The sequence below is a fragment of the Mycobacterium sp. genome, from assembly GCF_052143115.1.
Taxonomy (GTDB): domain Bacteria; phylum Actinomycetota; class Actinomycetes; order Mycobacteriales; family Mycobacteriaceae; genus Mycobacterium.
Map to the genome: position 1 here is coordinate 1 of NZ_JBKQTQ010000136.1, position 22,368 is coordinate 22,368.

Annotated in this window: 17 protein-coding genes and 1 pseudogene; 9 read left to right on the plus strand and 9 right to left on the minus strand. The window is 65.4% G+C overall.

Translation table 11 applies throughout. The annotated features are described in order from the left end of the window. Positions 1 to 90: 90 nt before the first annotated feature. Together ACLQI9_RS14280 and ACLQI9_RS14285 are read left to right on the plus strand one after the other, a co-directional pair. Positions 91 to 1,218 carry a GuaB3 family IMP dehydrogenase-related protein gene (locus ACLQI9_RS14280; protein WP_442382310.1) on the plus strand — a complete coding sequence of 376 codons (1,128 nt, stop codon included), beginning with the start codon at positions 91 to 93 and terminating at the stop codon, positions 1,216 to 1,218. 55 nt (positions 1,219 to 1,273) lie between these two features. Beyond that, on the plus strand, positions 1,274 to 3,010 hold the full coding sequence (locus tag ACLQI9_RS14285) for a GMC oxidoreductase (RefSeq protein ID WP_442382301.1): 1,737 nt from the start codon (positions 1,274 to 1,276) through the stop codon (positions 3,008 to 3,010). Here the strand turns inward: ACLQI9_RS14285 and ACLQI9_RS14290 are convergent. From ACLQI9_RS14290 to ACLQI9_RS14300, 3 genes are all read right to left on the minus strand, one after another. Continuing rightward, a complete protein-coding gene (locus ACLQI9_RS14290) occupies positions 2,994 to 5,369 on the minus strand; it encodes a glycoside hydrolase family 65 protein (protein WP_442382302.1) in 2,376 nt (791 codons plus the stop codon). The two genes, ACLQI9_RS14285 and ACLQI9_RS14290, sit on opposite strands and share 17 nt — an antisense overlap. An 8-nt stretch (positions 5,370 to 5,377) precedes the next feature. Then, complete coding sequence (locus ACLQI9_RS14295) at positions 5,378 to 6,112, minus strand: beta-phosphoglucomutase family hydrolase (RefSeq protein ID WP_442382303.1); 735 nt, start codon at positions 6,110 to 6,112, stop codon at positions 5,378 to 5,380. 122 nt (positions 6,113 to 6,234) lie between these two features. Beyond that, the gene (locus ACLQI9_RS14300) at positions 6,235 to 7,143 is read right to left on the minus strand and encodes a TauD/TfdA dioxygenase family protein (protein WP_442382304.1); all 909 of its coding nucleotides are present in this window, start codon (positions 7,141 to 7,143) and stop codon (positions 6,235 to 6,237) included. Between the two features lie 149 nt (positions 7,144 to 7,292). Here ACLQI9_RS14300 and guaA point away from each other — a divergent pair, with 149 nt between their 5' ends. Continuing rightward, positions 7,293 to 8,846: a glutamine-hydrolyzing GMP synthase gene (gene guaA, locus ACLQI9_RS14305; protein WP_442382305.1), complete on the plus strand. Its 1,554-nt coding sequence runs from the start codon at positions 7,293 to 7,295 to the stop codon at positions 8,844 to 8,846. A gap of 83 nt (positions 8,847 to 8,929) precedes the next feature. Next, positions 8,930 to 9,283 (plus strand): UBP-type zinc finger domain-containing protein, encoded by a 354-nt coding sequence (locus ACLQI9_RS14310; protein WP_442382306.1) that lies wholly within the window; start codon positions 8,930 to 8,932, stop codon positions 9,281 to 9,283. Position 9,284: 1 nt separating this feature from the next. Here ACLQI9_RS14310 and ACLQI9_RS14315 read toward each other — a convergent pair whose 3' ends face one another. After that, complete coding sequence (locus tag ACLQI9_RS14315) at positions 9,285 to 9,845, minus strand: carboxymuconolactone decarboxylase family protein (protein ID WP_442382307.1); 561 nt, start codon at positions 9,843 to 9,845, stop codon at positions 9,285 to 9,287. Between the two features lie 57 nt (positions 9,846 to 9,902). On the opposite strand from ACLQI9_RS14315, the gene ACLQI9_RS14320 reads away from it, so the two are divergent. Then, complete coding sequence (locus ACLQI9_RS14320; RefSeq protein WP_442382308.1) at positions 9,903 to 10,691, plus strand: SDR family NAD(P)-dependent oxidoreductase; 789 nt, start codon at positions 9,903 to 9,905, stop codon at positions 10,689 to 10,691. 6 nt (positions 10,692 to 10,697) lie between these two features. Here ACLQI9_RS14320 and ACLQI9_RS14325 read toward each other — a convergent pair whose 3' ends face one another. Continuing rightward, positions 10,698 to 11,507, minus strand: a complete 810-nt coding sequence (locus ACLQI9_RS14325) for an SDR family NAD(P)-dependent oxidoreductase (protein ID WP_442376612.1) — start codon at positions 11,505 to 11,507, stop codon at positions 10,698 to 10,700. Between the two features lie 90 nt (positions 11,508 to 11,597). Here ACLQI9_RS14325 and ACLQI9_RS14330 point away from each other — a divergent pair, with 90 nt between their 5' ends. From ACLQI9_RS14330 to ACLQI9_RS14345, 4 genes are all read left to right on the plus strand, one after another. Continuing rightward, the gene (locus tag ACLQI9_RS14330) at positions 11,598 to 12,602 is read left to right on the plus strand and encodes an NAD-dependent epimerase/dehydratase family protein (protein WP_442376610.1); all 1,005 of its coding nucleotides are present in this window, start codon (positions 11,598 to 11,600) and stop codon (positions 12,600 to 12,602) included. A 30-nt stretch (positions 12,603 to 12,632) separates the two neighbouring features. Then, positions 12,633 to 13,229 (plus strand): TetR/AcrR family transcriptional regulator, encoded by a 597-nt coding sequence (locus ACLQI9_RS14335; protein WP_442376608.1) that lies wholly within the window; start codon positions 12,633 to 12,635, stop codon positions 13,227 to 13,229. 200 nt (positions 13,230 to 13,429) lie between these two features. Then, a complete protein-coding gene (locus ACLQI9_RS14340; protein ID WP_442376606.1) occupies positions 13,430 to 14,128 on the plus strand; it encodes a hypothetical protein in 699 nt (232 codons plus the stop codon). A 35-nt stretch (positions 14,129 to 14,163) separates the two neighbouring features. Next, a complete protein-coding gene (locus tag ACLQI9_RS14345; protein ID WP_442376604.1) occupies positions 14,164 to 15,723 on the plus strand; it encodes a DNA polymerase Y family protein in 1,560 nt (519 codons plus the stop codon). 12 nt (positions 15,724 to 15,735) lie between these two features. Here the strand turns inward: ACLQI9_RS14345 and ACLQI9_RS14350 are convergent, their stop codons facing one another. From ACLQI9_RS14350 to ACLQI9_RS14365, 4 genes and pseudogenes are all read right to left on the minus strand, one after another. Then, on the minus strand, positions 15,736 to 16,779 hold the full coding sequence (locus tag ACLQI9_RS14350; RefSeq protein WP_442376602.1) for a nucleoside hydrolase: 1,044 nt from the start codon (positions 16,777 to 16,779) through the stop codon (positions 15,736 to 15,738). 23 nt (positions 16,780 to 16,802) lie between these two features. Beyond that, on the minus strand, positions 16,803 to 18,815 hold the full coding sequence (locus ACLQI9_RS14355; RefSeq protein WP_442376600.1) for an SDR family oxidoreductase: 2,013 nt from the start codon (positions 18,813 to 18,815) through the stop codon (positions 16,803 to 16,805). 32 nt (positions 18,816 to 18,847) lie between these two features. Then, positions 18,848 to 21,786, minus strand: a pseudogene (locus tag ACLQI9_RS14360) (MMPL/RND family transporter). After that, positions 21,783 to 22,229, minus strand: coding sequence for an MmpS family transport accessory protein (locus ACLQI9_RS14365; protein ID WP_442391808.1), 447 nt, complete (start codon positions 22,227 to 22,229; stop codon positions 21,783 to 21,785). Before ACLQI9_RS14365 ends, ACLQI9_RS14360 begins: the two are co-directional and overlap by 4 nt. Positions 22,230 to 22,368: the final 139 nt, after the last annotated feature.

Here is a 22,368-nt window from a genome sequence, read left to right on the forward strand (position 1 = left end):
GAAAGCCATCCGCACGACATCACCATGACCGCCGAAGCGCCCAACTACTACGTGCGGTGAACCGATCGAGAAGGGTCGCTCATGCGTGACATGGTCGAGATCGGCATGGGCCGAACGGCAAGGCGCACTTACGAACTCGATGACATTAACATCGTGCCGTCACGGCGCACCCGCTCCTCGCAGGACGTGTCGACGGCGTGGCAGCTCGACGCGTATCGGTTCGAGATCCCCGTCATGGCTCATCCGACCGATGCGCTGGTGTCGCCGGAATTCGCCATCGAACTCGGCCGGCTCGGCGGTCTGGGAGTGCTCAACGGCGAAGGGTTGATCGGCCGGCACGCGGACGTGGCCGCCAAGATCGCTCAGGTCACCGAGGCCGCTGCCAAAGAACCCGAGCCGTCGGCGGCCATCCGGCTGCTGCAGCAGCTGCACGCTGCGCCGCTGGATCCCGAGTTGCTGGCCGCGGCGGTGGCCCGCATCCGCGACGCCGGGGTGACGACCGCGGTGCGGGTGAGTCCGCAGAACGCCCAGGCGCTGACGCCGACGCTGCTGTCGGCCGGCATCGACCTGCTGGTCATCCAGGGCACCATCATCTCCGCCGAACGTGTCGCCAGCGACGGCGAGCCGCTGAACCTGAAGACCTTCATCTCCGAGCTTGACGTGCCCGTGGTGGCCGGTGGGGTGCTCGACCACCGCACGGCGCTGCATCTGATGCGCACCGGAGCAGCCGGTGTCATCGTCGGCTACGGGTCCACCAGCGGAGTGACCACCAGCGACGAGGTACTCGGGATCAGCGTGCCGATGGCCACTGCGATCGCCGACGCCGCCGCGGCCCGGCGCGAATACCTCGACGAGACGGGCGGCCGCTACGTGCATGTGCTGGCTGACGGGGACATCCACACGTCCGGCGAGCTGGCCAAAGCCATCGCCTGCGGCGCCGACGCAGTGGTGCTCGGGACGCCGCTGGCCGAGGCGGCCGAGGCGCTGGGTGACGGATGGTTCTGGCCGACGGCCGCCGCCCACCCGTCGCTGCCGCGCGGCGCGTTGCTGCAGATCGCCGTTGGCGAGCGGCCTCCGTTGCAGCAGGTCCTCAACGGCCCGTCCGACGATCCGTTCGGCTCGCTCAACCTGGTCGGCGGCCTGCGCCGATCGATGGCCAAGGCCGGCTACTGCGACCTCAAGGAATTCCAAAAAGTCGGCCTCACCGTCGATAGCTGACGCCGAATCGCTGGCGCCCTGGTTTATTAACGCCGGGTAAGTCCATACTGGTGCGGTGAAACCGGATTACGACGTTCTGATTATCGGTTCGGGTTTCGGGGGCAGTGTCACCGCGCTGCGGTTGACCGAGAAGGGTTACCGCGTCGGCGTGCTCGAGGCCGGTCGCCGCTTCTCTGACGAGGATTTCGCCAAGACCTCCTGGAACCTGCGCAAGTTCCTGTGGGCGCCCAAGCTCGGCATGTACGGCATCCAGCGCATCCACCTGCTGCGCAACGTGATAATCCTGGCCGGGGCCGGCGTTGGCGGCGGATCGCTGAACTACGCCAACACGTTGTACGTGCCGCCCGAGCCGTTCTTCGCCGACAGGCAGTGGTCGCACATCACCGATTGGCGCGCCGAGCTGACGCCGCATTATCAGCAGGCGCAGCGGATGCTGGGCGTGGTGCAAAACCCGACCTTCACCGACGCCGACCGCATCGTCAAGGAGGTCGCCGACGACATGGGCGTGGGCGACACGTTCGTGCCGACCCCGGTGGGCGTGTTCTTCGGGCCCGACGGCACCAAGACACCCGGCGAGACGGTGCCCGACCCGTATTTCGGCGGCGCGGGCCCGGCGCGGACCGGCTGCCTGGAATGCGGATCCTGTATGACCGGCTGCCGCTTCGGCGCCAAGAACACGCTGGTGAAGAATTATCTCGGTCTCGCGGAATCCGCTGGGGCAGAGGTGATTCCAATGACGACGGTCACCGGTTTCCAGCAGCGCTCCGATGGGATCTGGGAGGTCCGCACCGCGCGCACCGGCCGCTGGCTGCGCCGCAAGAAGCGCACCTTCACCGCAACCCACCTGGTGCTGGCCGCCGGCACCTGGGGAACGCAGCATCTGCTGTTCAAGATGCGCGACAAGGGCAAGTTGCCGGCACTATCCGATCGGCTGGGTGTGCTGACCCGCACCAACTCCGAATCCATCGTCGGGGCGGCCCGGCTGAAGGTCAGCGCCGACATGGACCTCACCCATGGGGTGGCGATCACCTCGTCGATCCACCCGACCTCAGACACCCATATCGAACCGGTGCGCTACGGCAAGGGCTCCAACGCGATGGGGCTGCTGCAGACACTGATGACCGACGGCCCCGGCCCCGGCGGCAGCGATGTGCCGCGATGGAGGCAACTGTTGGATCAAGCCGGCGAAGATCCGCGCGGCATACTTCGAATGCTCAATCCCCGTCAGTGGAGCGAACGCACGGTGATCGCGCTGGTCATGCAGCACCTGGACAACTCGATCACCACGTTCACCAAACGCGGCAAGCTGGGGCGCCGCCGGTATGTCAGCAAGCAGGGCCACGGCGAGCCGAACCCAACCTGGATCCCGGTCGGCAACGAGGTCACCCGGCGCATCGCCGCCAAGATCGACGGTGTCGCCGGCGGAACCTGGGGCGAGCTGTTCAACATCCCACTGACCGCGCACTTCCTCGGCGGCGCCGCGATCGGCGACAGCCCGGACCACGGGGTCATCGACCCATACCAGCGGGTGTACGGCTACCCGACGCTGTTCGTCACAGATGGCGCGGCCATCTCGGCGAACCTGGGGGTCAACCCGGCGCTGTCGATCACAGCGCAGGCCGAGCGGGCCGCGTCGCTGTGGCCGAACAAGGGCCAGAACGATCTGCGGCCACGCCAGGGCGAGTCATACCGTCGGCTGGACCCGATCGCGCCGCAGCACCCGGTGGTGCCGGCCGACGCGCCCGGCGCGCTGCGCTGGCTGCCGATCGAGCCGATCAGCTCGGCTGGCTAACCGACCGGTAAGCGTTGCGGTGCAGCGGCGCGCGCCCGGGTGGTTGCTGCGGGGTGGGCAGCAGCGGCTCACGCTTTATCAGCGTGATCGTCGTCGGTTCGCTGGTGCTGAGCTCAACATCCTCCCCGGCATGCCGGATGGTCAATTCGCCGCCGGGCCCGTCGCGCAGCGTGTAGATCACTGTGTCGTGGATGACGTCCACGGTCAGCCGGAAGCCGCGCCAGCGCAACCGGAATCGCAGTCGCGAGATGCCTTCGGGCAGGTACGGGTCCAGGTACAGAATGCCCTCGTCGTCGCGCAGGCCGCCGAAGCCGGCGACCAGCGCAGTCCACGCGCCGGCCAGCGACGCCATGTGTAAGCCGTCGCGAGTGTTGTGGTGCAGATCGCGAAGGTCGACCAGAGCCGCCTCATAGGTGTAGTCGTGCGCTAGCTCCACATGCCCGACGTTGGCGCACATCACCGCTTGGGTGCAGGCGGACAACGACGAGTCGCGCACCGTGCGCCGCTCGTAGTAGTCGACGTTGCGCGCCTTCTGTTCGTCGCTGAATTTGTGACTTTGCCAGTACATGGCCAAAACCAGATCGGTCTGCTTGACCACCTGCGCGGGATAGAGCAGCGCGTACGGCTCGTGCAGCAGCAGCGGGTAGGTTGTCTTCTCGTTGAAGTCCCACTCGGCGTAAGTGGTGAAGCCTTCGCACTGCGGATGCACGCCAAGCTCTTCGTCGAAGGGAATGTGCGCGGCGTCGGCGGCGTCGCGCCATGCGGCGGTCTCTTCGGTGGTCACGCCCAGCTCGCGAGCGGTCTCGGAGTGCCGGGCGCACGCGTCGGCGGCAACCCGCAGGTTGTGTGCCGCCATCATGTTGGTGAACACATTGTCGCGCACGATCGCGGTGTATTCGTCGGGACCGGTAACCCCGTCCAGGTGCCATACTCCGTGGCGGTCGTGATGGCCGAGTGAATGCCACAGCCGGGCCGTCTCGATGAGCACTTCCAGCCCGCAGTCCCTCTCCAGCGACTCGTCGCCGCTGACGATCCGATAGCGCTCGAAAGCCATTGCGATGTCGGCGTTGATGTGCCACGCGGCGGTTCCGGCCGGCCAGTAGGCCGAGCATTCCTGGCCGCGAATCGTTCGCCAGGGATAGCTGGCACCCTTGAGGTCCAGCTGTGCGGCGCGCTCCCTTGCTAAGTCCAAAGTCGAAGCGCGCCAACGCAATGCATCGGCAGCCGCGTGCGGCAAGGTATAAGTCAGCACCGGAAGAACGAATCCCTCAGTGTCCCAGAAGATGTGGCCGTCGTACCCGGTGCCGGTCAAGCCTTTACTGCCGATACCGCGCCGCTCGGCTCGCGCGCTGGCCTGCAGCAGGTGGAAAAGCCCGAACCGCACCGCCTGCTGGCATACCGGGTCGCCTTCGACCTCCACATCGGCGCCGTCCCAATAGTCGTCGAGAATCTTGCGCTGGGCGTCGACCAGGCCGCGCCACCCGCTGTAGCGTGCGCTGTGCAAAGCGGCGGCAGCCTGGTCGCGCAGCGCCGGACGTGAACGCTGGCTTGACCAGCCGTATGCCAGGTATTTCACGATGCGCAGTTGCTGGCCCGGCCGCAGCCCGCAGATCACGGTCGTGCGGGCGAGGTCGTCGCCCGCGTCGTTGGTGATTTCCACGCGGCCTTCTACCTCGACTTCGTGGTCCATCGCCGCGGCCATCATCAAGGCACTGGCGCGCGTCCGGTGCATCAGCAGCGCGCCGCATTCGGTGTCCTCGTGGTCGACGGCCTCCAGCGGACTTTCCAGGATCGCCGCCACCCGCGGATCGCCCGAAGTCGTGGGCTGGTCCTCGTTGGCCACCAGCTCGGATTGCACCGTCACGCGAACGAATTCAGCACCCGCCTCGACGATGTACTCGATCGCGGCGACGCTGCGCTGTGCCAGTGACACCAGCCGGGTCGAGGTCACCTTCACCTGCTTGCCGACCGGTGACTGCCAGTGCGCGGATCGGGTCAACGTGCCGGCCCGCAGGTCGAGCACCCGCTCGTGGCTCAACAGCTTGCCGTAGCGAACGTCGAACGGCTCGTCGTCGACCAGCAGACGCAGGATCTTGCCGTTGGTGACGTCGACGACGGTCTGCCCGGCCTCCGGGTAGCCGAAACCGGCCTCCGCGTACGGCAGCGGACGGACCTCGTAGAAGGAGTTCAGATACGTGCCGGGCAGGCCGTACGGCTCGCCTTCGTCGAGGTTGCCGCGGAGTCCGATGTGCCCGTTGGACAACGTGAACAGCGACTCCGATTGCGCCAACACATTGAGGTCCAGTTGGGTCTCGCGGAGCTGCCAGGGTTCGACGGGGAAGGTGTTATCCGGGATCATCGCGGCGCCTACAGCAGATCGCCGAGATCGGTCACGACAACATCGGCGCCGTGGCTGCGTAATTCATCGGCTTGACCCACACGGTCGACACCTACCACGTAACCGAAGTGTCCCGCATGCCCGGCGGCGACGCCAGAAAGCGCGTCCTCGAACACGGCCGCTGCGGCGGGGGGAACGTTCAGCAGCTGGGCGGCACGCAGGAAGGAGTCTGGCGCCGGCTTGCCGGCGATGTGCTCCTCGCGCAGCGTGACGCCGTCGACTCGCTGTTGAATGAAGCGTTCCAGCCCGGTGATCTCCAGCACCTGGCGGGTATTGGCGCTGGAGGACACCACCGCCGTAGCGAGACCCGCGGCGGCCACCTTTTCCAGGTAGCGGCGCGAGCCGTCGAATACCTTGACGCCGTCGCTGTGCAGCGTCTCCTGGAAGGCATCGTTCTTGCGGGTGCCCAACCCGTAGACGGTGTCCTTATCGGACGTGTCGTCGGGGTCGCCATCGGGCAGCTCGATGCCGCGGCTGGCCAGAAACGACCGGACTCCATCCTCCCGCTTCTTGCCGTCGACATATTTCAGGTAGTCGTCGACCGGATCGAACGGGACGAACGGCTCGCCGGTCTGTTCGGCCCGTTGCTGCAGGAACGCGTCGAACATGACCTTCCAGGCCTTGGTATGGACACTCGCGGTGTCGGTCAGCACACCGTCGAGATCGAACAGACAGGCGTGCACCGCTTCAGGTAGACCCAGCACGGCGGACCTCGCTTCCAGGGGGTGATTTCGGCCGAGGCAATTACCACCTCACCATGCCCGACGCCGTTCCGCTATGCGATCTGCTGTCCTACTGTTTCCCCGCTGTTCGGCTGCTCGACCTGTCAGCTTGCTGCGGTCTGGAGGGCCTGCAGCGGAGCGCCGCTGATTACCCGGCTGCGTTGGCCGTGCACGTCGACCGGTACGTCGCCCATCACGGTGACCCGGTGCATCAGCCGGTACTGGTCGTCGTAGTCGTCGATCGCGCGGTGCTGGGTCGCCCGGTTATCCCAGATGGCGACATCACCGGACTCCCAGTTCCACCGGATGGTGTTCTCCGGCATGGTGATTCGTCGTTGCAGCAACTCCAGAAGCACCTGCGACTCGTAGTTGTCCATACCGACGAAGCCGCGGACGAAATCCCCGGCCACCAGGGTCCGCTCACCGGTTTCCGGGTGAACCCGCACCACCGGATGTTCGGTGCGGAAGTCCGCCTTTTCGAACCGGGTCCGATGCGCCTTTTGCTCTTCGGTCTGCGCCTGGGCAGCAGCGACATAGTCGAAGCGGTTGCTGTGCAGCGCCCAGAGATTCTCGGTGAGGTGTTTGAGCGGTTCGGGCAGCGCCTGGTAGGCCGCCGCGGTGGATGCCCACAGCGTCGATCCGCCGTAGCTGGGCAGGGTGACGGCGCGCAGGATCGACGCGGCGGGGTAGTTCGCGACGAACGTGACGTCGGTGTGCCAGCGGTTGGCCTTGCCGTAGTCGGAGTTGATCGGCGTAATGATCGGCGCGTTTTCATGCTGGACCGAGGGGTGAGCGATCGGAGTGCCCAAGCGGGCGGCGAAAGCCTGCTGCTGGGCATCGTCGAGGTGGTGCTGATTCCGGAAGAAGATCACCTTGTGGCGCAGCAGCGCCTCGCGGATCTGTCCGACCGTGGCGGCGTCAAGGTCGCCGGCGAGGCGGACGCCGTCGATGTGGGCGCCGATCCGGCCGCACAATTGCGTCACGGTCAAGGTGGATGTCGACGGACTCGTCATTGCAGTGGTCCTCTCACCTAGTATGTAGTCATTTGACTACACCTGCATACAGACTACTGTAGTCGGTTGACTACGCGCGTGTCAAGCCGGGGTTTGAGACCGCGTGCGGCGCTCATCGGCCGGCGGCTTCCGGCCACTAGACTGTGCCGGTGGAGTCAGCATCGCCCCGTCCCGTGCTGGTTGTCGATTTCGGTGCGCAATACGCGCAATTGATCGCCCGCAGGGTGCGCGAGGCCCGGGCGTATTCCGAAGTGATTCCGCACACCGCGTCGGTCGACGAGATCAAAGGCCACGACCCGCAGGCGGTGGTGCTCTCCGGTGGCCCGGCCAGTGTGTACGCCGAGGGCGCGCCACAGCTGGATCCGGCGCTGTTCGACCTGGGCGTGCCGGTGTTCGGCATCTGCTACGGGTTTCAGGCGATGGCACAAGCCCTCGGCGGTACCGTCGCGCGCACCGGCACCAGTGAGTACGGCCGAACCGAATTGAAAGTCGTTGACGGTGACCTGCATTCGGATCTGCCCGAGACGCAGCCGGTGTGGATGAGTCACGGTGACGCCGTCACCTCGGCCCCGGACGGGTTCGAGGTGGTGGCCACCAGCGCGGGTTCCCCGGTGGCCGCCTTCGAGAACCGATCCCGCCGGTTGGCCGGTGTTCAGTACCACCCGGAGGTCATGCACACCCCGCATGGGCAGCAGGTACTCAGCCGGTTCCTGCACGAATTCGCCGGCATCGCCGCCGACTGGACGCCGGCGGGAATCGCCAGTGCACTGATTGAGCAGGTGCGCAACCAGGTTGGCGATGGCCACGCGATCTGCGGACTGTCCGGCGGGGTGGATTCCGCGGTGGCCGCAGCGCTGGTGCAACATGCCATCGGGGACCGGCTGACCTGTGTGTTCGTTGACCACGGGCTGCTGCGCGCCGGCGAACGCGCGCAGGTGCAACGCGACTTCGTCGCCGCTACCGGCGCCAACCTGGTGACCGTCGACGCGGCCGCGACGTTCCTCGAGGCGCTGTCCGGGGTGACCAATCCCGAGGGCAAGCGCAAGATCATCGGGCGTCAGTTCATCCGCGCCTTCGAAGGTGCTGTTCGGGATGTATTGGGAGACAACGATGTTGAGTTTCTGGTGCAGGGCACGCTGTATCCAGACGTAGTGGAGTCCGGTGGCGGCACCGGTGCAGCGAACATCAAGAGCCACCACAACGTCGGCGGTCTGCCAGGCGACCTGAAGTTCACACTTGTCGAGCCGCTGCGGCTGCTGTTCAAAGACGAGGTGCGTGCGGTCGGGCGGGAGTTGGGCCTGCCGGAGGAAATCGTTGCGCGCCAGCCCTTTCCGGGTCCAGGTTTGGCGATCCGGATTGTCGGTGAGGTCACCGCGGCGCGGCTCGACACGCTGCGGCGTGCGGATTCGATCGCGCGTGAGGAGCTGACGGCGGCGGGTTTGGACCAGCAGATCTGGCAATGCCCGGTGGTGCTGCTGGCCGACGTCCGTTCGGTCGGTGTGCAGGGCGACGGCCGCACGTACGGGCACCCGATCGTGTTGCGGCCGGTGTCCAGTGAGGACGCGATGACCGCCGACTGGACTCGGGTGCCTTACGAAGTGCTGGAGCGGATCTCCACCCGGATCACCAACGAGGTCGTCGAGGTCAATCGGGTGGTGCTGGATGTCACCAGTAAGCCGCCCGGCACCATCGAGTGGGAGTAGCTGGACCGGGCAGAACCAGCGCTGGGATGGCCGGCGGACTTGCTGTTGTAACGCACGCCATCAGCGAGGAAGGAAGAGTCGCGATGGCTGCTGCTGTCGATCCATCGGTGCCGCCCAGTGGTATTGGTTGTGCCGAGTGTGATGCCGCCGGTGGTTGGTGGGTGCACCTGCGGCGGTGTGCGGCCTGCGGCCATATCGGTTGCTGCGACGATTCGCTGTCCCGGCACGCAACGCAGCATTGGCGAGAGACTGGGCACCCGATAATCCGATCGTTCGAACCGGGTGAGGACTGGTTCTGGGACTACGAGAGCAATGACTACTACGAAGGTCCCGAACTTGCCCCACCGAAATGCCATCCCGAGGACCAGACGGTCCCCGGTCCTCGCGATCGAGTGCCGCGCGACTGGGCCGACCTGCTCGGTCAGCAAGACGGATAGTTCACCTCGCCGAATCGACCTGGTCGGAGGAGTAGCCGATGACAGGCGTCGACTCGCCGTAGATGTCGAGGGTGTGCAGGAAGCGGTGCAGTCCCATCGTTCCGGCGCAGGTGAAGCCAAGTTCGACGATCTGTGCGGCAGTGAAATGCTCGCCCAGCCGCCGGTAGAATTCGTCGTCGATGGAGTGGTGATCGCCGGACAGCCGGTCGAGGAATTCCACGGCCATATGCTCCTGCGGTGTCAAAGCGTCGTGCTCCGGCGCGAGCAGACACAGAACGTCTTCGTCGGTGATCGAGTCGTGCTTGCGTGATTGGCTGCAGGGCTCGCACTCGCCCAGCTGGGCGCTGCGGATGCGCAACAGCTCCAGTATCCGGCCGCCGAGCAGGGTGCCGGCACCGAGGTGGGTCCTGGCCATGTTGACCTGTTCGAGCTGCGCGCTGCGATACGCGAAGATCTGCAGGGGAACCGGGGTCGCGTAGAGTCCGGCCGCGACGCCGGCCTCGACGATTTCGCGGGAGTGTGAGCTGAGCTCTTGCATCGGGATTGGCGCAATACGCGGCATCGAATCAGGCTAACTTTCTTTAGCGTCACCGAACAGAACCGGCCTTGGGAGAACTCGATGTCCAGACTTGCCGGAAAGGTTGCGATAGTCACCGGAGGTGCTGGCGGGATCGGTGCGGCAACGGCGCACGAATTGGCGCGTGAAGGCGCCGCCGTCGCGGTCGTCGATATCGACGAGGCGAAGGCCGCCGAGGTTGTCGACGAGATTCGGCGAACGGGGGCGCGGGCGATCGCACTCGGCGGCGACCTCGCAGAAGAGCAGACGGCCAGGCAAGTCGTGCAATCCACGGTGGCGGAGTTCGGCCGCCTCGATGTACTGCACAACAATGCGGCGCTGACCACCAGTAGCTTCCTGTCGCGGGATACCACCGTCAGCGAGATGGCGCTGGACGTGTGGCAGCGGTCTTTGGAAGTCAACCTCGGAAGCCAGCTGCTGATGTGCAAGTACGCGGTGCCCGAAATGCGAAAGAGCGGCGGCGGTTCCATCGTCAACATGTCGTCGGGGGCGGCGCTATCGGGTGACCGGACCCGCCTGGCCTACGGTGTGTCGAAGTCCGGGGTGCACACCCTGACGATGTACGTCGCGACCAGTGAGGGAAAGCGCAGCGTGCGGGCGAACACCATCGTGCCCGGATTGATCCTGACCGACGCCGTACGCGCGCATCTATCCGAGGACATCATCAGTCGCCTCGGCCACGCCACGCTGACGCCGTATCTCGGACAACCACAAGACGTCGCTGGCCTAGTCGTTTTCCTGGCTTCGGAGCAGTCTCGCTACATCACCGGACAAATGATTTCGATCGACGGCGGAATGTCCGCACACGTCATGCTGGACACCGGTGATTAGAAGCGCTCAGCTGCTCGGTCCGAGCGCGTAGGCGCCGGTCTTCGGGTCGTGGTACCAGCCGCTGGCTGCTTGGGTGCCGCCGTCCACGTGGATCGTCTGCCCGGTGATGTAGCTGGACATGTCGGACGCGAGAAAAACTGCTGCGCCTGCCATCTCGTCGACGTGGCCTGCGCGTCCCATCGGAACCGTGAAGCCGAAGCGTTCTTCGGAACCCGGGGGTGCTATTTGCCTGATCCCTTCGGTCAAGGTGATGTCGGGCGCGAGCGCGTTGACCCGAATGCCGTGCGGGGCGAGCTCGAGTGCCGCGGTCTTGGTGTAGTTGATGACGCCGGCTTTGGCCGCCGCGTAGGTCGCGTAACCCGGTGCGGCGCGGACACCTTCGATCGACGTGACGCTGATGATGCTGCCCGCCAATTTCTGCTCGACGAGGACGCGGGCCACGCGCTGCGTGCACAGGTAGATGTGGCGCAGGTTCGACTTGTACAGCGCGTCCCAACCGTTCTCGGTGGTGTCGAGGATCCCCGACCAGAAGACGCCGCCGGCATTGTTGACCAGGATCGTCACCGGCCCAAGCTCGGCTGTGGTCTGGGCGAGTGCGGCGTCGACCGCGCCACTGTCGCGCACGTCGACCGTGATACCCAGCGCACCGATCTCCGCTGCGGCGGACGCGCACGACTCGGGGTTGCGTTCCCAGATCGCCACCTGCGCACCGAATGCCTTGAAACCCGCCGCGATGCCACGGCCGATGCCCGCGCCGCCGCCGGTGACAACCGCGACGCGGTCGGTGAGAAGGACGCTTGAGGGGTCGAGTGCCATGAAACTGAATATAGAACAATCGCACGTCAAGGTTTACAGTCTTGACTGAATGTGTTCGATATGTAACAACCGATGCGTAGGAGGATGGCCATGCCCAGCACGATCTTCGTCACCGGCGCGACCGGCCAGACCGGCGGCAACGTCTGCGAGCAGTTGATCCAGCGGGGCGATCAGGTTCGGGCCCTGGTCCGCAATCCGGACGAAGCCTCCGCGCTTTCCGATATCGGAGTCGAGTTGGTCAAGGGCGATATCCGCGACGGCGACGACGTGCTGCGTGCGGCCAAGGGCGCTGAGGCGGCCATCCACTGTGCGGCGCTACTGGGCGGCGCGAGCCAGGACCTCGAAGACTTCAAGGCCGTCAACATGGTCGGCACCGCCAACGTTTTGGATGCGGGCAAAGCTCACGGCATGCGTCGGGTGGTGGCACTGAGCACCGCCACCTTCCTCAATCTGAGCACCGGCGTCGACTTCGAAGAGGCACCCGTGCTGGACAACCCGCCCAAAGACCCCTACACCGTGACCAAGCTCGCCGCCTTTCAGGAAGCGCACCGGCGCGCTGCCGCGGGCGACGACGTGTTGACGTGTCACCCTGGTGCGATCTTCGGCCCTGCCCCGGTCGTCGAACGCGCCTTGCACCGAACCAGCTTCAACCGGGTGCTGCTGGCGGGCATGCGCGGAAAGATCAAGCGCTACCTCGCTTTTCCGGTGACGTGGGTGGCGGGCAAGGACGTCGCGACGGGCTCGATCGCGGCGCTGGACCGCGGCGTGGCCGGCGAGCGCTACCTGTTGGTCGGCCGGCCGCGGGAAAGCTTCAGCACCGCCGGCGGAATCAATCGTGCCTGCGAGATCGCCGGAATCGACCATCGTGTCCAGGATCTCGATTACCGCACGGATCCTGAGGCATTGACCGCCGAATTCGGGCCCACCTTGATGGCCATCGCGAAAGCTGCGGCCAAGAGCGAGCGCAAGCTGAGAAGCAACGACAACCTGACCACCCGGCGCCTCGGTTATGAGCCCATGTCGTTCGACGACGGGCTGCGGCTGCTGATCTCGTGGCTGCGTGGACTCGGCCGGCTCGATCCGGTAGCCGCCTGAATTCCGGGCTGAAACGCAGGAGTTGCCATCGTGTCGATCGCCGAACCGCACGGATCCGGTTCAGCTCGCGGCGATCTGGCCGATCGGATACTCGAGGCGGCTCGGCGGCTCGTGCTGAGGACGGGCGCACGCAAGTTGTCATTGTCTGATGTGGCAACTCTGGCTGGGGTGTCACGGCCGACCATCTATCGCTACTTCGTGTCCAAAGAGGACCTGATCGATGCGCTGGGAGCGCATGAACGACGGCGTTTCGACGCGGCGATGGAACGGGCGATGAGCGGGGTCACCGGCATCGCACGATTGGAAGCGGCGGTCGACCTTGTGGCGACTTTCGTGGAGGATCAGCCGCCCGGGCGCCAGCTCGATCTGGATCCGGGCTTCGCGCAGGACCAGATGGCGCGGGCGTTGCCGATGATCAGCGAGAGGTTGATGGTGGTCTTGGAGCAGTGCGCTCGTGAGGACGGCTTCGATGCCGCGGCGAATGCCCGTGATCGTGCGGGTGCAATCGCACGAGTTGCATTGAGCCACTATATGTTTCGAGAGAACGACCCAGCGGCGGCACGTCGGGAGATCCGCGCTACGGCCGGCCTTCCGGACAGTCGATCCAGGATGTCGCGTTCACGTTGATGGTGATCGCGTGATGGTGTTCCGAGGCCGGGATCGATGCAGAAAAACGCCAGTAGGAAAGCACCAGAAGCCACATGAGTACCGGTTGTATGAAACAGCCTCTCACGTTTCTTGACGGTGTCGGAGGGCGGGTGTTGACTGACTTCTATCGAACATATATTCGAACATCATTGGTAACACCCGGACACCAGGAGGTGGTGATGACTGCGGCTTTCGCCTCCGATCGGCCCCATCACAGCCGTGCTGAGCAGCTAAAACAGCTGCGTCGCCAGATGGCGGCGGTGTCCGGAAAGGTCGGTTCCGGTCGGCTTAGTCATATTCAAAGCCATGCTCATAGTCACCCCGGCCCGGACGACCTGCTTCCGGATTCGGAGACCAAGCTGCCGATCCCGCAGCTGCTGGCTGATTTGCTCCCAGACGCGTTGCCACGGGGAACGGTGGCGGTGCTGTCGGGGGCCCGGTCGCTGCCGTTGAGCATGGTGGCCGCGGTGACGGCCGCCGGTGGGAACGCGGCCATTGTCGGCCAGCCGGATATCGGATTGCTGGCCGCCGTGGAAATGGGAGCGGATCTGAGCCGGCTCGCGGTAATCCCAGATCCCGGTTCCGATCCGGTGGAGGTGGCTGCGGTGCTCATGGACGGGATGGATCTGGTCGTGCTGGCTCTGGGCGGGCGCTCGGTGCCACTGACACGGGCGCGGGCGGTGGTTGCCCGCGCTCACCACAAAGGCTGCACCCTGCTGGTCACCGATGGTGACTGGCAGGGTGCATCGATACGGCTCAAGGCCCGGGTCTGCGGCTATGAGACCACGGCGGGTACGCCCGGTTTCGGACGGATCAGCAAGGTGCGGCTTGACGTGTGCGCAGGTGGGCGGGCAATCGGCCGGGTGCGAACCGGGTAGTTCACGTGGCCTCCCGAGTACTGGCGATTTGGTGTATGGACTGGCCTGCGGTCGGCGCGGCGGCGGCCGCGGGCCTGCCTGCGACCGCACCCGTCGCCGTCACGCTGGCCAACCGGGTGATCGCCTGCTCATCGGCTGCCCGTACGGCGGGAGTGCGGCGAGGATTGCGGCGGCGAGAGGCGGCGGCCCGCTGTCCGCAACTGCACGTCGTGACCGCCGACTCCGACCGCGACGCCCGCTTCTTCGAAGGAGTTATCGCGGCGGTGGACGATCTGGTGCTGCGCGCTGAGGTGCTGCGGCCCGGGCTCTTGGTGTTGCCGGTGCGTGGGGCGGCCCGCTTTTTCGGGTCCGAACAGCAGGCCGCTGAGCGGCTGACCGACGCAGTGGCCGCAGCCGGCGCCGAGTGTCAGGTCGGAATCGCCGACCAGCTGTCCACCGCGGTCTTCGCCGCCCGTACCGGTCGTATCGTCGAACCGGGAGAAGACGCGCGGTTCCTGGCGGCGCTGTCGATCCGGCAACTCGCCACCGAGCCCAGCCTGTCCGGTCCCGGACGAGACGATCTAGCGGATCTGCTGTGGCGGATGGGGATTCGCACCATCGGACAGTTCGCCGCACTGCCGCGCACCGACGTGGCTTCCCGGTTCGGCGCCGACGCGGTCAGCGCGCACCGGTTCGCCCGCGGTGAGCCGGAACGCGGACCATCCGGGCATGAGCCGCCGGCCGAACTCGACGCCGTGCTGCATTGCGATCCACCGATCGACCGGGTTGACGCCGCGGCATTTGCCGGCCGTTCGTTGGCCAGCACGTTGCATCAGACATTGATGGCCGCCGGAGTGGGATGCACCCGACTGGCCGTTCACGCCGTCACCGCCAATGGCGAAGAGCTGACCCGGGTATGGCGATGCGCCGAGCCGTTGACCGAGGATGCCACCGCCGACCGGGTGCGTTGGCAACTGGACGGATGGCTGAACACCCGGACCGTCGCGGATCGGCCCACCACGCCGGTGACGCTGTTACGGCTGCAGGCGGTGGAGGTGGTGTCGGCCGGGGCGTTGCAGCTACCGCTCTGGGGTGGCCTCGGTGAAGAAGACAGGATGCGTGCCCGTCGGGCGCTGGTGCGGGTGCAGGGTCTGCTTGGCCCGGAGGCGGTACAGGTGCCGGTACTGTCCGGCGGTCGTGGGCCGGCCGAGCGCATCACGTTGACGCCGCTGGGCGACGAGCCGGTGCCGCGGGCCGACCCATGTCTGCCGTGGCCCGGTCAACTGCCCGAACCGTCGCCAACGGTGCTGCTCGATGACCCGGTGGAATTGCTTGATGCCCAAGGTAACTCGATCCGTGTGACCAGCCGCGGGCTGTTCTCCGCCGACCCGGCACGGCTGACCTCTCGCGGCCGCGACGACCAGCTGCGCTGGTGGGCCGGCCCATGGCCGGTCGACGAACGCTGGTGGGATCCGGATCGGGTGGCCACCGGCGCAGGTGGGCGCACCGCCCGGGCCCAGGTGTTGTTGGAAGGCGGGCAGGCATCCGATCCCGGGATCGCGATGCTGCTGTGCTATCGCCAGCGGAGGTGGTACTTGGAGGGAATCTACGAGTGACGGCTTGCGGCCTCAGCCCAGGCGCGCGGCGAACGGTCCCACCCGATCGATGAACCGGTCGAAGAACACTGCTGGATCAACTCCGACACCGATCAGCGCGTTGGGTTTTCGGCGCCAGCGCCCTGACCAGTCGGTCACCGTCATGCCGCGGGTCAGGCTACCCGTCAGCTCGACGTCCACCGTCGCTGGCCGGGTGGCCAGCAGCTGCGGGTCCAGCGCGACCGCCGCGGCCAATGGATCGTGCAGATGGGCCTGGTAACCGTGGCCGAGGTCGTGGTAGGACTCCAGGTAGAACCGCGTCGCGTCCTCGATCAGCCGAATCAGCGGGTTGGACGCCGACGACCGGCTGCCCCGCTCATCGTCGACGCCCATCATGGTCGTCGCCGTGTTGGCAGCCGCCGCCAGTCTGACCAGTATCTCCGGTGTGATCGAGATGTTCCGCGTCACGTCCAGGCCGCACAGAATCGGAAGCGATTGCGGGTCAGCGCCTTCCGGTATTTCGGGGGACCAGGCGGCGAAGACTTCGGCCGCCGCCTCGGGGTCCACTCCGATGTTCCACTCCGCGACCGGATTGATGTTGCCGCGGTAGTCATAGGCCCCGCCCATGATCACCAGCCGGCGCAACAGCTTCGGCAGCGCGGGTTCCTTACGCAGCGCCAGCGCCAAGTTGGTCAGCGGGCCGGTAGCCAGCCCGATCAGCTGTCCCGGATGAGCATGTGCCGCCGTGACCCATGCCGTCGCCGCATCGTCACCGGCGAGCTGACGATCGCTCGGCGGCAACTCCGCGTAGCCCAGACCCCTTGGCCCATGGACTTTCCCGACCGGAAGCATGGGGGAGTTCAACGGGTGATCTACACCTTTGGATACCGGCACGCCGTCGATCCGGCACAGCTCGAGCAGGCCGAGGTTGTTCTCGCAGACTTGATCTACCCCGACGTTCCCACCGGTCGAGGCGATGCCGACCAGCTCGGCCTCCGGGCTGGCCAGCAGGTAAATCAGCGCAATGGCGTCATCTACACCGGTGTCGACGTCGGCGAAAACTGGTGCGGCAGCCACTGCTGCAACGATACCCGGAGGGGCTACCAGTGCACGCCGGGCACCAGCCGTATCGCCCGCTTGACCGGCCGCGGAACCCGCACCCGGGTAACCGCACGTGTCGGTCGCCTCGGTCGGCGCCGCGAAGACGATTGCGCAGCAACGGTTTCCGGCGGCGTTATTCCTTGCGCTGCCGCTGAATCCGGATATCCGAGGTAGAGCTGGTGCAGGATCCGTCGCAACAGCTTGGGGGTGAAGTAGTTTCCGGCTTCCGCAAGGGTGCCCACCGGGGTGTCGATGCGGGCCGGCTTGTCGACCAGCCCACGCACCACCATCGCCGCCGCATGCTCGGCACTGATCGGCGGAACGGGGTTGAGCCGCCGTGACGGCGCGATCATCGGCGTGGCCACCAACGGCATGTGGATGTTGGTGAACGTGATGTGGTCGGAAAGCGTCTCGGTGCCCACAACTTCGGAGAACGCGTCCAACGCGGCCTTGGTGGGCAGATACGAGCTGTACTTGGGGCTGGGGGCCTGCACGCCGGCGCTGGATACGTTGACGACGTGACCGAACCGGCGCTCACGCCAATGCGGCAGCAGCGCCAATACCATCCGCACTGCGCCGAAGTAGTTGACCGCCATCACCCGCTCGTAGTCGTGGAACCGGTCGGTGGCGTTGACCACCGAGCGGCGGATCGACCGGCCGGCGTTGTTCACCAGGTAGTCGACGTGGCCGAAGCGGCCCAGGATGTCCTTGACCGTGTGCTCCACCGAGGCGGAGTCGGTGACGTCGCAGGTGAAGGCGTGAGCCTGACCGCCGTTGGCGCGGATCTCGGCGACCAGGTCGTCGAGCGCCTCACCGTTGCGCGCCAACGCGAATACTGTTGCGCCGCGTTCGGCGACGGCGATCGCCGCGGCCCGGCCGATGCCACTGGACGCGCCGGTGATGATCACGTGGCGCCCCATCAGTGCTCCGGCCGGATCGTCGCGTCGGGCCCGATCGGGGTCCAAATGGTCGGCCCAGTACCGCCACAGCTTGGGTGCGTAACTGGCGAACTCAGGAACCTCGATACCGGTGCCGTGCAATGCTTTTCGCGTGTTGTGGGAGATGAACGTGGGCGCCAGCTCGACGACGTCGAGAACCTCGGCGGGAATGCCCAGTTGGGTGGCCGCCATGTTGCGCCACACCTTGGCCCGCCCGCGCACCTTCGTCAAAGGTGCAGAGACGGACCGGGGCAGTGATCCGCGCAGCGGCGGCAGCCCGGCCGCGTCGGCGATCCCGCGATAAATGCCGCGCAGGCCAATCGTTTTCGGTGCGGTCAGATGGAACGTCTGGCCGTCGCGACCGTCGGCGTGCATGAGGGCGACCAGCGCGTCGACGACGTAGTCAACCGGGACGATGTTGGTGCGGCCGGTGTCGGGCAGCATGATCGGCGTGAACCGGGGCAAAACCGCGAGCTTGGCCAGCACGCCGAAGAAGTAGTACGGCCCGTCGATCTTGTCCATCTCACCGGTGCGTGAATCACCCACCACCACCGCGGGACGGTAGATCCGATGACGCAGGCCGGTCGCCTCGCGCACCAGCAGCTCGGCCTCGAACTTCGTCTGGTGATACGGCGTCGGCAGCTGCTGACCGACGTCGAAATCGTCCTCGGTGTACTCACCGCGGAATTCCCCGGCCACCGCGATCGACGACACGTGATGCAGCGTCGCGTCGAGCCGGCGCGCGAGTTCGATCACGGCGCGGGTGCCTTCGACGTTGGCGATGCGTTGATCGGGTTCGGGGGTGGTGAGGTCGTAGATCGCCGCGCAGTGCACCACATGCTCGACGTTGCCCAGCTCGGCGATGGCCTCGTCGGTCAACCCGAGATCGGGCTCGGCCAGGTCGCCGACCAGTGGTTTCGCTCGTTCGCCCCACTGACCGGCTAGGCGTTCGAACCGGCCCAACGACGGGCGACGAACCACGACCCACACCTCGGCGTCCGGCCGGGAGTCCAGCAGACGTGACACAACGCGCCGCCCGATGAACCCGGTACCGCCGGTAACGACGTACCGCATGTGAGCCATCGTGGCCGCTCAGATGGGCAACGTCAACTAGGTGTGACGCGATCGTGGAACGCGGAAGGCCGACTACCCGGAAGTAACCGCCGTGGCGGGATCTCTTCGTCGTCCCATAGCAGTAGTTGACGGACCGCGGGACGTGGCCCGTACGGCCGAAGCATCTGGCTGGCCGGGCGTGGACGGACTCGTTGCGGCCACCAGAACCAGCGGCCGAGCAGGGTAGCGATCGAGGGCGTCAAAAACGAACGCACGATCAGCGTGTCGAACAACAGGCCGAGGCCGATGGTGGTCCCTAGCTGACCAAGCACCTGCAGATCGCTGAACACAAACGCGCACATGGTGATCGCGAACACCAAGCCGGCAGAGGTCACCACCGAGCCGGAGCCGGCCATCGCACGGATGATGCCGGTCTTCAAGCCGGCGTCGATCTCCTCCTTGAACCGGGAAATCAACAGCAGGTTGTAGTCGGATCCCACGGCCAACAGCAGGATGACGGCTAACGCGAGGACCACCCAGTACAGCTGGATACCGAGGATGTACTGCCAGACCAAGACGGAGATCCCGAACGAGGCGCCCAATGAAAGCGCGACGGTACCGACAATGACGAGCGCGGCAACCAGGCCTCGGGTGATGAGCATCATGATCAGCAAAATCAAGCTGAGCGCGGCCAGTCCGGCGATCATCAGGTCGTACTTAGCCATGTCCTGGATGTCTTTGTAGGTGGACGACGTGCCGCCGAGATAGAAGCCGGCGTTGGCCAAGGGTGTGCCCTTTACGGCTTCGTGTGCGGCCGTAGTGATCGGGTCGATGTGTGAAATGCCTTGCGGCGTCGCGGGATCACCTTCATGGGTGATGATCATCCGAGCGGCCTTGCCGTCCGGCGACATAAACAGTTTCAGGCCGCGCTTGAAGTCGGCGTTGTCGAAAACCTCTGGAGGCAAGTAGAACGAGTCGTCGTTTTTGGAGGCGTCAAAGGCTCGTCCCAGGGCGGTCGCGTTTTCCAGGGCGGCCGACGTCTGGGCGTAGATCCCGGATTGGGTGGCGTAGCTCGACAGGGTCAGGCCCCGGTTGGTCTCCTGGCTGGCGATCTGGGGCGGAGTCAGTGCCACCAGTTGTGGTTGCAGCGCATCCAATTTGTCCAGGGTTGCGGTGAGGTTCGTAAATTTTTCGCTGAGCTGGTCGATCCCGTCGATCGTGTCCCAGACGGATCTAAAGGCAAGGCAGACGGGGATGTCGTAGCAGTGCTTTCCCAGTAGAAGTAGCTGCGAATCGGCCTAAAGATGTCGTCGAAATTCGCGATCTGGTCTCGCAGCTGGTTGATCGTCGCGATGGTGTCGTGAAAGGCCTGGGTCTCGGCGTGGGTATCGGCGGCCAGCTGCTGTTGGAGAGCAAACTGTTGCTTCAAAATGCCGATCGTTTTCGCCAATTCGGCTGCCTGCTTGAGCAAGTCGGCCGCGCGATCCTTCTGGTATTTCAGATTTTCGATCTGGCTGGCGCTTTGCGCGCTGATCTGAAACGGGATCGAGCTGTGGTCGAGCGGCGTCCCCAACGGCCTGGTCATGGCCTGTACCTGAGCGATGCCGTGTACATGGAACACGGCCTTGGCCACCCGTTCCAAGATCAGCATGTCGGCAGGATCGCGCAGATCGTGATCCGCCTCGATCATCAGCAATTCGGGTTCCAGCCGGGACCGAGAGAAGTGCCGCTCGGCAGCCGCGTAGCCGATCTTGGACGGAGCACGGTCGGGCATGTAGGGCCGAATGTCATAGCTGGTCTTGTATCCCGGCAGGGCGAGCAGACCGATGAGGGCAATCGCGGATGCCACGGCAAATATGGCTCCAGGCCAGCGGACGATGGCCGTGCCGATGCGCCGCCAGCCCCGAGTTCTCAACGCGCGCTTGGGATCTAGCAGACCGAAGGAACTGCCCAGTGTAAGCACCGCAGGACCGAGGGTGAGTGAGGCCACTAGCGCAACGAGAATGCCCAAGCCGGCAGGAATCGCCAGGCTTTGAAAATAAGGCATCCGGGTGAAGCTGAGGCAAAATACCGCACCGGCGACGGTCAGGCCGGACCCGAGGACGATATGCGCGGTCCCCCGGTACATCGTGTAGAACGCAGTTTCCCGATCCTCCCCGGCGCCACGCGCTTCTTGATATCGGCCGACGAAAAAGATCGCGTAGTCCGTTCCGGCGGCGATGACCAGTAACGTGAGCAGGTTAGTCGAGTACGTCGAAAGTCCGATGAACCCGTGGTAGGCCAAAAACGCGACGATTCCTCGGGCTGCGGCCATTTCAACAAGGACAGTGAGAAGCACGAGGATCATCGTGAGGACGGAACGGTAGACGAAAAGCAACATCAGCGCGATCACCAGCACGGTTATCGTGGTGACCTTCGCGGTACCTTGACTGCCCACTTCGAATTGATCCGCGGTTAGCGGCGCCGCGCCGGTGACGTAGGCCTTGACACCCTTCGGGGCTTGCGTGTGATTGACGATGCTGCGCACGGCGTCGACGGACTCGTTGGTCAGCGCCGAACCCTGATCGCCGGCAAGATCGACCTGCACATACGCGGCCTTGCCGTCTGCGCTCTGCGAGCCGGCCGCCGTCAGGGTATCGCCCCAGAAGTCCTGGACATGCTCGACGTGCTTCTTGTCCTGTTCGAGCTTGTGGACCATGGTGTCGTAAAACTGATGCGCGTCAGCGCCCAACGGCTTATCGCCTTCGAGGACGACCATCGCGGTGCTGTCGGAATCGAACTCGTGGAACACTTTCCCGATGTGTTTCGTCGCCTGAAGTGACGGCGCATCGGGCGAGCTCAGCGCAACGTTGTGTACTCGTCCGACCTCTTCCAGTTGCGGGACAGTGCTATTCGTGATGGCAGCCAGCGCAACCCACAGCAGCAGGATCGGCACCGCAAGCCGGCGGATGGTGTGCGGCACCGAAGGGCGGCGAAGATGATGGTTGCTCATCCGGACTTGTCCAGGCAGAAGGTGTAGGCGTTCACTGCGTTGACGGTCCTCTCGTCTTTGACGACGCCGTTGACGGTGATGCGGCAGCCGATGGTGTCGCCGTTACCCTGCGCCACAACGTTGCCGACGACCGCGGGCTCCGTGCTCGTGATCGTGTATGACCACGGCAGCGGGGTGTCCAGGACCTGCTGTGGCTGAGCATTGACGTCCAGGTAGTTGATGGTCGCTACGGTCCCGGGCGCGCCGAAAACCTCGAGGATCACGTGCTTGGGGTTGAACGGGACGATCTCATTCGAGATGCCCTCGGCGGCCGAACTGTTGTGGTGCGAGCCGAAGATGCTGTGCAACCGGTAGACACCGAAGGCGGCGGTGGCGATGACGACCGCGGCGACCAACGCCATCCAGCCACGTCTGACCACGCGGGAAAGTGAAATCGCTTTCACCTGTTGGCCTTTCGGTAACCGGTGGCACGACCGCCTGGCGACGTTGCCGGCGCTTCGGGCGCGGGTCGACAGGTTTGACAGTACGGTACCGGACCGGACAGTACAAGAGACGATGCCGTACACATTCGTCCGGGCGATC